General features: G+C 73.3%; 14 protein-coding genes and 1 pseudogene. 9 read left to right on the plus strand and 6 right to left on the minus strand.

Annotation, left to right across the window (positions count from 1 at the left end; translation table 11 throughout):
- The first annotated feature begins 46 nt into the window (after nt 1-46).
- From OG422_RS22725 to OG422_RS22735, 3 genes are all read left to right on the plus strand, one after another.
- On the plus strand, nt 47-292 hold the full coding sequence (locus OG422_RS22725; protein WP_143940473.1) for a hypothetical protein: 246 nt from the start codon (nt 47-49) through the stop codon (nt 290-292).
- A gap of 124 nt (nt 293-416) precedes the next feature.
- Nucleotides 417-1,100 carry an HU family DNA-binding protein gene (locus OG422_RS22730; protein ID WP_405744921.1) on the plus strand — a complete coding sequence of 228 codons (684 nt, stop codon included), beginning with the start codon at nt 417-419 and terminating at the stop codon, nt 1,098-1,100.
- A gap of 114 nt (nt 1,101-1,214) precedes the next feature.
- Entirely contained in the window at nt 1,215-1,418 is a 204-nt protein-coding gene (locus tag OG422_RS22735) for a hypothetical protein (RefSeq protein WP_143940493.1), read from the plus strand.
- Nucleotides 1,419-1,523: 105 nt separating this feature from the next.
- On the opposite strand, the pseudogene cofC reads toward OG422_RS22735, so the two are convergent.
- Nucleotides 1,524-2,087 (minus strand): annotated as a pseudogene (cofC, locus tag OG422_RS22740) (2-phospho-L-lactate guanylyltransferase); the annotation flags it as partial.
- Between the two features lie 140 nt (nt 2,088-2,227).
- Here cofC and OG422_RS22745 point away from each other — a divergent pair.
- The 3 genes from OG422_RS22745 to OG422_RS22755 all read left to right on the plus strand — a co-directional run bounded on the left by OG422_RS22745 (nt 2,228) and on the right by OG422_RS22755 (nt 5,281).
- Nucleotides 2,228-3,037, plus strand: a complete 810-nt coding sequence (locus tag OG422_RS22745; protein ID WP_405744924.1) for a lysophospholipid acyltransferase family protein — start codon at nt 2,228-2,230, stop codon at nt 3,035-3,037.
- The gene (locus OG422_RS22750) at nt 3,034-4,035 is read left to right on the plus strand and encodes an NAD(P)H-dependent glycerol-3-phosphate dehydrogenase (RefSeq protein WP_143940470.1); all 1,002 of its coding nucleotides are present in this window, start codon (nt 3,034-3,036) and stop codon (nt 4,033-4,035) included. Before OG422_RS22745 ends, OG422_RS22750 begins: the two co-directional genes overlap by 4 nt.
- Before the next feature lie 109 nt (nt 4,036-4,144).
- The gene (locus OG422_RS22755; RefSeq protein ID WP_405744926.1) at nt 4,145-5,281 is read left to right on the plus strand and encodes a D-alanine--D-alanine ligase family protein; all 1,137 of its coding nucleotides are present in this window, start codon (nt 4,145-4,147) and stop codon (nt 5,279-5,281) included.
- A gap of 37 nt (nt 5,282-5,318) precedes the next feature.
- On the opposite strand, the gene OG422_RS22760 is transcribed toward OG422_RS22755, so the two are convergent.
- Both OG422_RS22760 and OG422_RS22765 read right to left on the minus strand, forming a co-directional pair.
- Nucleotides 5,319-5,810: a DUF3515 domain-containing protein gene (locus OG422_RS22760; RefSeq protein WP_143940468.1), complete on the minus strand. Its 492-nt coding sequence runs from the start codon at nt 5,808-5,810 to the stop codon at nt 5,319-5,321.
- Between the two features lie 8 nt (nt 5,811-5,818).
- Complete coding sequence (locus OG422_RS22765) at nt 5,819-6,052, minus strand: Lrp/AsnC family transcriptional regulator (RefSeq protein ID WP_143940467.1); 234 nt, start codon at nt 6,050-6,052, stop codon at nt 5,819-5,821.
- Nucleotides 6,053-6,210: 158 nt separating this feature from the next.
- On the opposite strand from OG422_RS22765, the gene OG422_RS22770 reads away from it, so the two are divergent.
- Both OG422_RS22770 and thiD read left to right on the plus strand, forming a co-directional pair.
- A complete protein-coding gene (locus tag OG422_RS22770; RefSeq protein ID WP_143940466.1) occupies nt 6,211-7,221 on the plus strand; it encodes a thiamine-phosphate kinase in 1,011 nt (336 codons plus the stop codon).
- 10 nt (nt 7,222-7,231) lie between these two features.
- The gene (gene thiD / locus OG422_RS22775) at nt 7,232-8,035 is read left to right on the plus strand and encodes a bifunctional hydroxymethylpyrimidine kinase/phosphomethylpyrimidine kinase (RefSeq protein ID WP_405744931.1); all 804 of its coding nucleotides are present in this window, start codon (nt 7,232-7,234) and stop codon (nt 8,033-8,035) included.
- 216 nt (nt 8,036-8,251) lie between these two features.
- Here thiD and OG422_RS22780 read toward each other — a convergent pair whose 3' ends face one another.
- The 3 genes from OG422_RS22780 to rpmB all read right to left on the minus strand — a co-directional run bounded on the left by OG422_RS22780 (nt 8,252) and on the right by rpmB (nt 11,398).
- The gene (locus tag OG422_RS22780) at nt 8,252-9,406 is read right to left on the minus strand and encodes a homoserine O-acetyltransferase (protein WP_405747952.1); all 1,155 of its coding nucleotides are present in this window, start codon (nt 9,404-9,406) and stop codon (nt 8,252-8,254) included.
- Nucleotides 9,403-10,767, minus strand: a complete 1,365-nt coding sequence (locus OG422_RS22785; protein ID WP_405744934.1) for a bifunctional o-acetylhomoserine/o-acetylserine sulfhydrylase — start codon at nt 10,765-10,767, stop codon at nt 9,403-9,405. Before OG422_RS22785 ends, OG422_RS22780 begins: the two co-directional genes overlap by 4 nt.
- A 445-nt stretch (nt 10,768-11,212) precedes the next feature.
- Nucleotides 11,213-11,398 carry a 50S ribosomal protein L28 gene (gene rpmB / locus OG422_RS22790; protein WP_030287328.1) on the minus strand — a complete coding sequence of 62 codons (186 nt, stop codon included), beginning with the start codon at nt 11,396-11,398 and terminating at the stop codon, nt 11,213-11,215.
- Nucleotides 11,399-11,629: 231 nt separating this feature from the next.
- On the opposite strand from rpmB, the gene OG422_RS22795 reads away from it, so the two are divergent.
- Nucleotides 11,630-13,357, plus strand: a complete 1,728-nt coding sequence (locus OG422_RS22795) for a DAK2 domain-containing protein (protein WP_405744937.1) — start codon at nt 11,630-11,632, stop codon at nt 13,355-13,357.
- Nucleotides 13,358-13,475 lie beyond the last annotated feature (118 nt).

Consider the following 13,475-nt stretch of genomic DNA (forward strand, 5'->3'; position numbering starts at 1 on the left):
GAGGCCCCGTGAAGCGACAACTCGCCGCAGATGGCACAATTAGCGCATGGAACGCGACGGCCAACTCCAGCTCTACGGTTACGTCGCCGACCAACTCAAGGACGCACACGCAAGGGTGCGGACACTGCAAGTCCCGGAGGGCGTACGGATGGCGCTGACCCGGAAGCTGCTCGTCATCACGGCCGCGGCACAACACGATCTTGCGAACGCGGCAAGGCGTCTGGAGTGGTTCATGGCCGACCTCGACGAAGGTCGTTATCCCGAAGACGTGCACACCGACGGAAGTGCGTGAGGTCGAGTGCGTTGCGGCACAAGGGTGATTAGCCCGTTTCGTGTTTGATTTGCGGTATATATCTGCCTAACGTGCGAAAAAGCTTGGAATCTATCGTTCCAGCAATGTCTCCGAAGGGGAAGACGTGAACAAGGCGCAGCTCGTAGAAGCCATTGCCGACAAGCTCGGTGGCCGTCAGAACGCCGCGGACGCGGTGGACGCCGTACTGGACGCAATCGTCCGTGCAGTTGTCGCCGGCGACCGCGTTTCGGTCACCGGATTCGGGTCGTTCGAGAAGGTCGACCGCCCGGCCCGCTACGCCCGGAACCCGCAGACCGGAGAGCGCGTGCGGGTCAAGAAGACCTCGGTGCCGCGATTCCGCGCGGGTCAGGGATTCAAGGACCTGGTGAGCGGTTCCAAGAAGCTCCCCAAGCACGACGTGGCCGTCAAGAAGGCGCCCAAGGGCAGCCTCTCGGGCGGCGCTTCCACGCGTACGACCGTGAAGAAGGCGGCCGCCAAGAAGGCCACCACCGCCAAGAAGGTCACGGCGAAGAAGACGACCGCCGCGGCGAAGAAGACCACGGCCGCAAAGACCACCGCCAAGAAGGCGACGCCGGCGAAGAAGACCACGGCCGCCGCGAAGAAGACCACGGCGGCGAAGACGACCACTGCGAAGAAGGCCGCCCCGGCGAAGAAGACCGCCCCCGCCGCCAAGAAGACCACGGCGAAGACGGCGCCCGCGAAGAAGACCACCGCGAAGAAGGCTCCCGCGAAGAAGACCACGGCACGCAAGACCGCCGCGAAGAAGACCACCGCCCGCAAGCGGTAATTCCCGCAGCGGTGACGCCTCGCGCCGGGCCGGTCTCCCTCCGGGGAGCCCGGCCCGCGGTGCGTGGCGACCGCGCGTTCACCGGGGGCGGCCGGCTCCTTTAGGCTCTGCACCATGCAGGCCACCGCGTACACCTACGACTCGGACTCCCGTTCCGGCAGCGTGCTGCTGGACGACGGCACCCCCGTGCCCTTCGACGCCGCCGCCTTCGACGCGGGGGGTCTGCGCCTGCTGCGTCCCGGCCAGCGGGTACGGATCGAGACCACCGGCGAGGGCGACGCCCTCCGGATCACGCTCCTCACGCTCCAGACCCTCTGAGAGCCCCGCGGCGCCCGCCGTCCGGGCCAGCGCCGCGGCCACCCGCGCCGTGTGCGCTCCCACCCCGAGCGCCAGTGCCTCGTGCAGGTCCTCGCCGGTGTCCACGTCCCGGCGCACCGAAGCCGCCGCCCGCCCGGAAATCTCCCGTGCGCCCGACGCACGGTGCCGCTCCCGCGAACGGCCGCCGAATGCCGGTGCCAATTCCGTACCGGAACGTGCGGTGAGAAGCGTTGTTCCGATATCCGCCGCATCGGCGAGAAAAGCCCGCGGAAATAGCGCGGCCCTTTGCAGGACGGATTCCAGTTCGGCGGTGCGCAGTGCGGGCAGATCGGCGTTGAGGGCCGCGACCGCCGCGCCCGGGCGGCGCGCCCGGACCGCGGCCGCGCCGTGGGCCAGTGCCGCATTGAGGCCGTGTGCCGGGGTGTCGGGCACGATCCGCGCGCCGAGCGCCGAAAGGGGCCCGGCGACCGCCGGATCGTCCGTGACAACCGCCACATCCGCGACGTCGCCGCAGGCCAGTGCCGCGCCGACGGTGTCCAGGGCGAATGCGAGCGCCAGTCGCGGGCGGAACTCCTCACCGACCGCCGGGGAAAGCCTGCTCTTGGCCCGCACCAGCGGCTTCAACGGCACGACCAGGCTCCAGCCCACATCCACTCCGTCTCCTCGCATAGGATTCGATTTTCCCTGCTGCCGCAGCCCGTCGGGGACCGCGGGGTTACGGTGTTCTCGACATAGCGGGTACCTGGGGCGACACTTGTGCGGCTGCCGGCTCGCAGCAGCTCAGCAGGTCCCACAAGGAGGGTGTCCACGTGTCCCGCCGCAGAATCGGCTTCTGGTACCGCTTGGCCGCGGTCATCTGCAAACCGCCGCTCCTGGTTCTGTTCAAGCGGGACTGGCGCGGAATGGAGAACATTCCGGCCGACGGCGGATTTATCACCGCCGTCAACCACAACTCGTATCTCGATCCGCTGTCGTACGCGCACTATCAGTACAACACCGGGCGGGTTCCCCGATTCCTCGCCAAGTCCGGGCTCTTTCGCAGCGGCTTTGTCGGCCTGATGATGCGCGGCACGGGACAGATCCCCGTCTACCGGGAAACCACCGACGCCGCCAACGCGTTCCGTGCCGCCGTCACCGCCATCGAGAAGGGCGAATGCGTCGCCTTCTATCCCGAGGCGACGCTCACCCGTGATCCGGCGCTCTGGCCGATGCAGGGCAAGACCGGCGCCGCGCGCGTGGCCCTGCTCACCAAGGCGCCGGTCATCCCCGTCGCGCAGTGGGGCGCCAACGAGGCGATGCCGCCGTACGCCAAGGAGAAGAAGCTCCGTCTGCTGCCGCGCAAGACGCTGCGGGTGCAGGCCGGGCCGCCGGTCGACCTCAGCGCGTACCACGGCAAGGAGCCCACCGCCGAGGTGTTGCGCGAGGTCACCGAGACGATCATGGCGGCGATCACCGCGCAGCTGGCGGACGTTCGGGGCGAGACCCCGCCCGCCGTACCGTTCGACCCGCGCCGGGCGCTCGCCCACGAGCGGCGCGCGGCCCGCGAGGCGGCCCGGGCGGCGGCCGCCGCCGGGCCGGTCCGAAGCACCCAGCAGGCACAGGAGGATGAAGGCAAGTGACGCGCTGCGCCGTCTACGGCACGGGGTCCTGGGGCACCGCATTCGCGATGATCCTCGGCGACGCGGGCTGCGAGGTGACCCTTTGGGGCCGCCGCGCCGCCGTCGCCGACGCGATCAACAAGGACCGGACCAACCCCGACTACCTGCCGGGGGTGGAGCTGCCCGCGTCCGTGCGGGCCACCACCGACCCCGCCGAGGCAGCCGCGGGGGCCGACTTCACCGTCCTCGCCGTCCCCTCGCAGACGTTGCGCGACAACCTCGCCGCCTGGGCGCCGCTGCTGCCCGCCGACACCGTCCTGGTCTCCCTGATGAAGGGCGTCGAACTGGGCACCGCCAAGCGGATGAGCGAGGTCATCGAGGAGGTCGCGAAGGTCCCCGCCGAGCGCGTCGCGGTCCTCACCGGCCCCAACCTCGCCAAGGAGATCGCCGCCCGGCAGCCCGCCGCCGCGGTCGTCGCCTGCACCGACGAGTCCGTCGCCCGGCGGCTGCAGACCGCCTGCCACACCCCGTACTTCCGCCCGTACACCCACACCGACGTCGTCGGCTGCGAGCTGGGCGGCGCCGTCAAGAACGTCATCGCGCTCGCCGTCGGCATCGCGGGCGGCATGGGCCTGGGCGACAACGCCAAGGCGTCGCTGATCACCCGCGGTCTCGCCGAGACCACCCGCCTGGGCCTCGCCATGGGCGCCGACGCGCACACCTTCGCGGGCCTGGCGGGCATGGGCGACCTCGTCGCCACCTGCTCCTCGCCGCTCTCGCGCAACAACACCTTCGGCACCAACCTCGGCCGCGGTATGAGCCTCGCCGAGACCATCGCGGTGACCAAGCAGACCGCCGAGGGCGTCAAGTCCTGCGAATCCGTACGGGATCTGGCCCGCCGCCACGGCGTCGACATGCCGATCACCGAGACGGTCTTCGACATCGTCCACGAGGGCAAGCCGCCGATGGTCGCCCTCAAGGAGCTGATGTCGCGCAGCGCCAAGTCCGAACGCCACTGACCGCCCGCGCGCGGCGCCCGGCCCGCCCCGTGCGGCGCGCGGACACGGCGCCGCGCACGGCCGCCGCCGCGCCGACTCCGTATCCACCAGCAGGTACCCTCAAGTCGATATGAGCAGCCAGACCCCTCCCCACAAGCCCCGTGTCGCCGTCGTGTTCGGTGGCCGCAGCTCCGAACACGCCATCTCCGTGGTCACCGCGGGAGCCGTCCTGCGTGCCATCGACCGCGAGAAGTACGACGTGCTGCCGATCGGGATCACCACCGACGGACGCTGGGCCCTGACCGCCGACGACCCGGAGCGGATGGCCATCGCGGACCGCCGCCTGCCGAGCGTCGCCGAGCTCGCCGAATCCGGCGAGGGCGGCGTCGTCCTGCCGGTCGACCCGACCAACCGTGAGCTGGTCTACAGCGAACCGGGCTCCGTCCCCAAGGCGCTGGGCGAGGTCGACGTCGTCTTCCCCGTGCTGCACGGCCCCTACGGCGAGGACGGCACCCTCCAGGGCCTGCTGGAACTCTCCGGCGTCCCCTACGTCGGCTGCGGCGTCCTCGCCTCCGCCGTCGGCCAGGACAAGGACTACATGAAGCGGGTGTTCACCTCCTTCGGGCTGCCGGTCGGCCCGTACGAGGTCATCCGGCCCCGGGAGTGGGAGCGCAGCCCCGAGGCCGCCCGCAAGAAGATCGTGGACTTCGCCGCCGAACACGGCTGGCCGCTCTTCGTGAAGCCCGCCCGCGCCGGTTCGTCCATGGGCATCACCAAGGTCGACGACGTCGACGGGCTCGACGACGCGATCGAGGAGGCGCGGCGCCACGACCCGAAGGTCGTCGTCGAGTCGCTGCTGCGCGGCCGCGAGATCGAGTGCGGGGTCCTGGAGTTCGAGGACGGCCCGCGCGCCAGCGTCCCGGCGGAGATCCCGCCGGTCACCGCCCACGACTTCTACGACTTCGAGGCGAAGTACATCGACTCGGCGGCGGGCCTGGTGCCCGCGCCGCTCACCGCCGAGGAGACCGTCCGCGTCCAGGAACTGGCCGTCGCGGCGTTCGAGGCGGCGTCCTGCGAGGGCCTGGTCCGTGCGGACTTCTTCCTCCAGGAGAACGGCGAGTTCGTGATCAACGAGATCAACACACTCCCCGGCTTCACGCCCATCTCGATGTACCCGCGGATGTGGCAGGAGAGCGGTGTGAGCTACCCGGAGCTGATCGACCGGCTCCTCCAAGCGGCGCTGAACCGCTCCACCGGCCTGCGCTGACCCGTCCGGTGCCGGGCCCGCCCGCCGCGGGTCCGGCTCAGACGCCCTCGGGCACGGTCTTCTTCACCGCGGTGGCGAGATCGGTGAGCGCGTTGACCTCGGGGGCGTACTTCCCCGGCACCGTCACCTCGACGTAGGTCCTGCGCAGTACCGTTGTGAAGCGGTAGCCGTCGTCGCGCTTCTCCAGGAACCACGAGACGCCGTTGACGTCCGCCGCGTCGGCGCCGGGGTTGTAATGTTCACCCCCGGACGTCAACGCGCCCGGCTTCGGCACCCCGCAGCGCACCTGTACGGCGGGGTCGCCCCAGGCGGCCGTGAAATCCGACGCGGGCTCGGTGCTCCTGCGCGCCAGCCCGTCGACGGTGTCCGGCAACTCCTTGTGGAGGGCCCGGCAGTGCTGGGCCGACGCGCCCTCGGGCGCGGGCGGCGTGACCTCGTCCGCGGAGGAACAGCCCGCCGTGCAGCACAGCACGGCGAGCGACGGCAGGACCGGCAACCAGCGACGAGACGAGATCACCCGGCCGAGCATACGGGGAGCTAGATATGGACTACCGGACAGGTCAGGGTGCGGGTGATCCCCTCCACCCGCTGCACGTTGGCGACGACCAGCCGGCCCAGCTCGTCGACGGTCTCCGCCTGCGCGCGCACCACGACGTCGTAGGGACCGGTCACATCCTCGGCCGTCAGCACACCGGGGATCTGCGCGATCACCTCCGCCACCGCCGAGGCCCGGCCGACCTCGGTCTGGATCAGGATGTACGCCTGTACCACGGGACCTCCAGGGCGGCTTCGAGGATCATGGGGGAAGAAGGGACGCCACGGTACCGCGTCACCGAGCGGAGCGGGGAGACCCGCGCGGTGACGGCGGCCGGTGCGGCGCCCAGACCAGCGAAGTACGGACGGGCCGTACGCAGGAGAAGGGCGACAGCATGAAGGGCACCGTGGGCGAGCTGGGGGAATTCGGGCTGATCCGGGAGCTGACCTCCCGCATCACCCCCACCCCGGCGGTACGCATCGGTCCGGGCGACGACGCCGCGGTGGTCACCGCGCCCGACCGGAGGGTCGTCGCCAGCACCGACATCCTCCTGGAGGGCCGGCACTTCCGCCGCGACTGGTCCACCGCGTACGACGTCGGCCGGAAGGCCGCGGCCCAGAACCTCGCGGACATCGCCGCCATGGGCGCCGTGCCCACCGCCATCCTCCTCGGCCTCGTCGTGCCCGCGGAACTCCCCGCCACCTGGCCGACCGAGCTGATGGACGGGCTGCGCGACGAATGCCAGGTCGCCGGTGCCGCGGTGGTCGGCGGCGACGTCGTACGCGGCGACACCATCACCGTCGCCATCACCGCCCTCGGCGATCTGCGCAACGCCGAGCCGGTGACCCGCGGCGGCGCGCAGCCCGGCGATGTCGTCGCGGTGACCGGCTGGCTGGGCTGGTCGGCCGCCGGGTACGCCGTGCTGACCCGCGGGTTCCGCTCGCCGCGCGCCTTCGTCGAGGCGCACCGGCGGCCCGAACCGCCGTACCACGCGGGCCCGGCGGCGGCCGGACTGGGCGCCACCGCCATGACGGACGTCAGCGACGGCCTCGTCGCCGACCTCGGGCACATCGCGGAGGCCAGCAAGGTCCGCATCGACCTCGCCTCCACCAAGATCGACATCCCCACGCAGATGTCCGACATCGGCACCGCCGTCGGCGTCGACCCCATGCAGTGGGTGCTCAACGGCGGCGAGGACCACGCGATCGTCGCGACGTTCCCGCCCGATGTGAAGCTGCCCGCCCGCTGGAAGGTCATCGGCGAGGTTCTGCACCCCTCCGCGCTGCCGCAGGTGACGGTGGACGGGGCGCCCTGGGCCCGGGCCGGCTGGGATCACTTCGGGGACAACGGCGACGCCGAATCCCCGCCCCGGGGCGGCTCCGTGGCGCCCGGCGGCGGCCGGTAGATTCGGCGCCGTGCAGACCCCACCACGCGTACTGACCGTCGCCGGCTCCGACTCCGGCGGCGGCGCGGGCATCCAGGCCGACCTCAAGACGATGCTGGCGCTGGGCACCCACGGCATGAGCGTGGTCACCGCCGTCACCGCGCAGAACTCCCGGGGCGTCCAGGGCGCCTGGGAGCTGCCCGCCGAGGCGGTGCGGGCGCAGTTCCGCAGCGTCGTCGACGACATCGGCGTTCAGGCGGTGAAGACCGGGATGCTCGCCTCGCCGGAGCTGGTGGAGACCGTCGCCGCGCTCCTCGCGGAGCTGGCCGTGCCCGTCGTCGTCGACCCCGTCGGCGTCTCCAAGCACGGCGATGCGCTGCTCGCCACGACCGCCCTCGACGCGGTCCGCACCAAGCTTCTGCCGACCGCCACCGTCGCCACGCCCAACCTCGACGAGGTGGCGCAGCTGACCGGCGTGCGCACCACGGACGAGACCGGGATGCGCCGCGCCGCCGACGCGGTCCTCGCCTTCGGGCCGCGCTGGGCGCTCATCAAGGGCGGCCATCTGCCCGGCGCCGCCGACGCCGTCGACCTGCTCACCGACGGCACCGAGGAGCACTGGCTGCGCGCCCCGCGCCACGACAACCGCCACACCCACGGCACCGGTTGCACCCTCGCCTCCGCCGTCGCCGCCCGGCTCGCCCACAGTGACACCGTCCCGCAGGCCGTCACCGCCGCGAAGGAGTACGTCACGGGCGCACTCGCGGCGGGCTTCCGGCTGGGGAGCGGGATCGGGCCGGTGGATCATGGGTGGCGGTGGCATGAGGGAGTGTGAGGGGGCAGCCGTTCGGTGAGGCGGTGCGGTGCCCGCCCTGTGCGGGGGGCTCGCGCCCGCCCCATGCGGGGTTGGTCGTGCCCGTCCCATGCGGTGGCCGTCCCATGCGGTGGCCGTCCCATGCGGTGGCCTCGCGCCTGCCCCATGTCCGGCTTGCCTCTCCCCGTGCCGCCGCCCCATGCGGGGTGGCCTCGCGCCCGCCCCGGGGCGGCGCCCTCACCCCCGCCCCAGCACCTCCCGCAGTACCGCCCCGACCTGTTCCGTCTCGGTGAGGAAACCGTCGTGGCCGGACGGTGAGTCGAGGATGCGTGGCCGGTCGGCGCTGGGGAGCAGGGCCGCCAACTCGGCCTGCTGGGCGGGCGGGTAGAGCCGGTCGGAGCCGATACCGGCGACCACCGCGGGCATCCGCGCCCGCGCCAGGGCCGCCGCCGCGCCGCCCCGTCCGCGCCCCACGTCGTGCGCGTTCATCGCCTCGACGAGCGTGACGTAGCTCCCCGCATCGAACCGCCGCACCAACTTGCCCGCATGGTGGTCGAGGTACGACTCCACCGCGTACCGCCCGCCGCGCCACGGGTCCTCGCCGGGCTGCGCCCGCCGCCCGAACCGGTCCGCCAGCTCCGGTTCGCTGCGGTAGGTGAGCTGGGCGATCCGTCGGGCGACGCCCAGCCCCCGGTGCGGGCCCGCACCGTCCGGGGCGTCGTGGTACCGCCCCGCGCGCCAGCCCGGATCGGCGCGCACCGAGGCCGTCTGCACGGCGCCCCACGCGATCTGTTCCGCCGACGCCGCCGCCCCGCACGCCAGCACCAGCAGCGCACCGGTCCGCTCCGGCAGCCCCACCGCCCACTCCAGGGCCCGCATACCGCCCATGGAGCCGCCGATCACCGCCGCCCACCGCCCGATGCCCAGCGCGTCGGCCAGCCGAGCCTCGGCGGCGGCCTGGTCCCGCGGTGTCACGAGCGGGAAGTCCGGCCCCCACCGCCCCGCGCCGCCGGGACGGGGCGACGCCGGACCCGTACTGCCCTGGCAACCGCCCAGCACATTGGGCGCCACCACGAACCACCGCCGGGTGTCCAGCGCCGCGCCCGGCCCGACCAGCGCGTCCCACCAGCCCGCCGTGGGATGCCCGGGCCCCGCCGGGCCCGCCACATGGCTGTCGCCGGTCAGCGCGTGCAGCACCAGCACCGCGTTCGAGGCGTCCGGGGCGAGCGTGCCCCACGTCTCGTACGCGATCCGCACGCCCGGCAGTGCGCCACCGGCCTCCAGCGGCAGCGTGCCGGGCAGCGTCACCCACCGGCGGCGGCCCGGCGGATCGCCCTCCCGCCAGGCCCCGGAGGCCGGCGGGAGGGCACGGCCCGACGCGACGGTGCTCAGGACGCCGCCTTCGCGGCCCGGAACCCCGCCTCCAGATCGGCCCGCAGATCCTCCAGGCTCTCCAGCCCGACGGAGAGCCGCACCAGGCCCGGCGCCGCGCCGGTCGCCGCCAGCTGCTCCTCGTCGAGCTGGCTGTGGGTGGTCGACGCCGGGTGGATGATCAGGCTCCGTACGTCACCGATGTTCGCGAGGTGGCTGAAGAGCCGCACCGCGTCGACGAACTTCTTGCCCGCTTCGATGCCGTCGCGCAGCTCGAACGAGAGCACCGCGCCCGCACCACGCGGCAGATACGTCTGCCCCGCCTCGTACCAGCGGTTGGACGTCAGCCCCGGGTAGTGCACCGCCGCCACCTCGTCGCGCTGCTCCAGCCACTCGGCGAGCGCCTGCGCGTTGGCGGTGTGCCGCTCCAGGCGGAGGCTGAGCGTCTCGATGCCCTGGAGCAGCAGGAACGCGGAGTGCGGCGCGATGGCCGGGCCGATGTCGCGCAGCAGCTGCACCCGCAGCTTCACGGCGAACGCGCCGGGGCCCAGGTCCGGCCAGTAGCGCAGCCCGTGGTAGCTCGGGTCGGGGGTGTGGAAGGCGGCGAACCGCTCGGCGTGCGCCCCGAAGTCGAAGGTGCCCGCGTCGACCACCACGCCGCCCAGCGTGGTGCCGTGTCCGCCGAGGAACTTCGTCGCCGAGTGCACCACGACGTCCGCGCCGTGCTCGATGGGCCGCAGCAGATAGGGCGTGGGCACCGTGTTGTCGACGATCAGCGGCACGCCCGCCCCGTGCGCCGCGTCCGCGACCGCCCGGACGTCGAGGACGTTGCCCCGCGGATTGCCCAGCGTCTCCGCGAAGAACGTCTTCGTCGTGGGGCGTACGGCCGCCTGCCAGGCGGCGATGTCGTCGGGGTCGTCGACGAACGACACCTCCACGCCCAGCCGCGGCAGGGTGTGCCGGAACAGGTTGTACGTCCCGCCGTACAGCGAGGACGAGGCCACGACGTGGTCACCGGCGCCCGCCAGCGTCAGCAGCGCCAGCGTCTCGGCGGCCTGCCCGGAGGCGAGCGCGACGGCCGCGACGCCGCCCTCCAACGCGGCGACCCGCTGCTCCAGGACGTCCTGGGTGGGGTTGTGGATCCGGGTGTAGATGTTGCCGGGCTCGGCGAGCGAGAAGAGGTCCGCGGCGTGCTGCGTGTCCCGGAAGGCGAAGGACGTCGTCTGGTAGATCGGCACCGCGCGGGCCCCGGTGGCGGGATCGGGGGCCGCACCCGCGTGGATCTGCCGGGTCTCGAAGGACCACGCGGCGGACGGGTCCTCCGCCCCGGCGTGGTCGTCGGTGGTGTGTCCTGCGGTGACGGAGTCGACGGGCTGGCTCATGAACGGTCCTCGCACAGTGGGTGACGGACGGACCCGGCAGGGGAGTGCCGCGTCCGGAACCCGGACACTAGGGGCGGCGAGGAACGCCCCGGAAGCGGTACCGCCGCCCGGCCACGAGACCGCAACGACGGCGCAACGAGCGGCGCCCACCCGTAACGGACGGCAACACGGGGCCCATACCCGGCAACAGTGCGCGCCGCGCGGCAACGGGGCACGGCCCCCCGCGCGAGGGGCCTGATCCTGCCCCGTGCGCCCGCCGCACGGGGCGCTCGCCTCCGCATCGTGTGCCCGCCGTACGGGGCGCCGTCCGCCCGCGACAACGCCCCGGCCCCGTGGGACAACCGAGGGCTCCGTGCCCCGTGGGACAACGACGAAAAGCCGGCCCACCTTTCGGTGGACCGGCTTTGCGTCAAGCAACCGGCTTGGCTGCGCTACGGCTAAGACGTCAGCGCGAGACCTTGCCGGCCTTGATGCACGAGGTGCAGACGTTGAGCCGCTTCGGCGTACGCTCGACCACTGCACGAACCGTCTGGATGTTGGGATTCCAACGACGGTTGGTACGGCGGTGCGAGTGAGAGACACTCTTGCCGAAGCCCGGCCCCTTGCCGCAGACGTCGCAGTTGGCAGCCACGGGTCACTCCAAAGACTTCAGATGCACTTACGGTGAATCCTGACGGGCCGAGTGCATTGACCGACCGGCATCGCCAGGAGAGGAATGGCCCGATTCGCACCGGGCAACCGGAGCAGCATACAACGGCCGCTTCCGTAGAACGAAACTACCACGCGTGCTCCGGCCCCCGCCCCGGGCTCCCGGTGTGACCGCGGCTACTGTGCGGTCATCCCGTGCATCCAGGAGGACGCTGTGCCGCACCCGCTCGACGCCGCCGCGATCCGCACCTGGTGCGGGCTGGCTCTGGAGGCGCTGGGCCGGGAGCGTGCCCGGATCGACGCGATCAACGTCTATCCGGTGGCCGACGGCGACACCGGCACCAACCTCTACCTCACCGTCGAATCCGCCGCTCGCGCCGTCGAGGCGGCCTTCGACGGCCACGCCTCCGCGGGCACCGCGCCCTGCCTCGCCGACGCCGCCGGAGCCATGGCGCACGGCGCCCTCATCGGGGCGCGCGGCAACTCCGGCACGATCCTCGCCCAGCTGCTCCGCGGCATGACCGAGATCCTGGCCGCGCCGCCGGTGCCTGCGACGGGGCCGGGAGCTGCGGGGGCCGACGATGCGGGCGCCACCGGTGAGCGGCCCGGCGGCTGTCCGCCCGTGACCCTGGGGCGTGCGCTGCACCGCGCCGCCGCCGCCGCCCGGGAGGCCGTCGCGCACCCCGTGGAGGGCACCGTGCTGACGGTCGCCGCCTCCGCCGCCGATGCCGCGGTGGCCGTCGCCGCCACCGCGCCGCACGCCGCGGCGGTGGCGGGCGCCGCCCACGACGGCGCCCGCACCGCGCTCCGCGCCACCCCGGGACAGCTCGCCGCCCTGGGCCGGGCCGGGGTCGTGGACGCCGGGGGCTGCGGTCTCGTCGCCCTGCTGGGGGCGCTCGCCGACGCCCTGTCCGGCGAGGTCACCACCGCCCCGGTCCCCGTACGGGCCGACGCCCCGCTCCCGGAGGCGGCGGGCCCCGCGGCCGTCACCGTGGCCGCGCCGGAGAGCTGCCCGCCCGGGGAGGCGGCGGGGCCCGCCTTCGAGGTGATCTATCTCCTGGAGGCCACCGACGCCGCCGTGGCGCGGCTGCGCTCCCGGCTCGACGTGCTCGGCGACTCCCTCGTCGTGGTCGGCGGCGACGACCTGTGGCGCGTTCATGTCCATGTCGACGATGCGGGCGCCGCCGTCGAGGCCGGTATCGAGGCGGGCCGCCCGTACCGCATCCGCATCACGCACTTCGACGGCGCCGCGCACGCCGTGCGGGAGGCGGTGGAACCGGCCGCACGGGGCGTCGTCGCCGTCGTCCCCGGGGAGGGCCTGGCCGCGCTGTGCGAGGAGGCGGGTGCGACCGCGGTGCGCGTGCGCCCCGGGGAGCCGCCCGCCTCCGGGGAGTTGGTCCAGGCGATCCGGCAGGCGCACGCCCGCGAGGTGCTGCTGCTGCCGAACGACCCCGAGCTGCGGCACACCGCCGCCGCGGCGGCCGAGGCGGCCCGCACCGAGGGCATCCGGGTCGCGCTCATCCCCACCCGCGCCGCCGTACAGGGCCTCGCGGCGCTCGCCGTGCACGAGCCCGACCGCAGCTTCGACGAGGACGCCGTCGCCATGACCTCGGCCGCCGGGGCCACCCGCTACGCCGAACTGGCCGTCGCCGAACGGCAGGCGTGGACGATGGCAGGCATCTGCCAGCGGGGCGACATTCTCGGGCTCATCGACGGCGACGTCGTGGTCATCGGCGGCGATCTGACGGACACCGCCCTCACCGTCCTCGACCGGATGCTCTCGGCCGGCGGCGAACTCGTCACCCTGGTCCGCGGCGCCTGCGCCCCGGACGGCCTCGCCGAACGGCTGGAGGCCCACGTCCGCGAACGGTTCCTCGCCGTCGACACCGTCGTGTACGAGGGCGGCCGCCATGCGGCGCCGTTGCTGATCGGGGTCGAGTAGCGGGGCGTAGGCGTGGGGGCGCCGCGTAGGGGGCGCTCGGGGGCTGCGCAGGGGGCGGCGGCATGGGCGCCGTGCAGGGGCCCATGCCGCCCTGCGCGGGCCTCACGCCACGGGCACC

The sequence above is a fragment of the Streptomyces sp. NBC_01525 genome (assembly GCF_045040405.1).
Lineage (GTDB): Bacteria > Actinomycetota > Actinomycetes > Streptomycetales > Streptomycetaceae > Streptomyces > Streptomyces benahoarensis.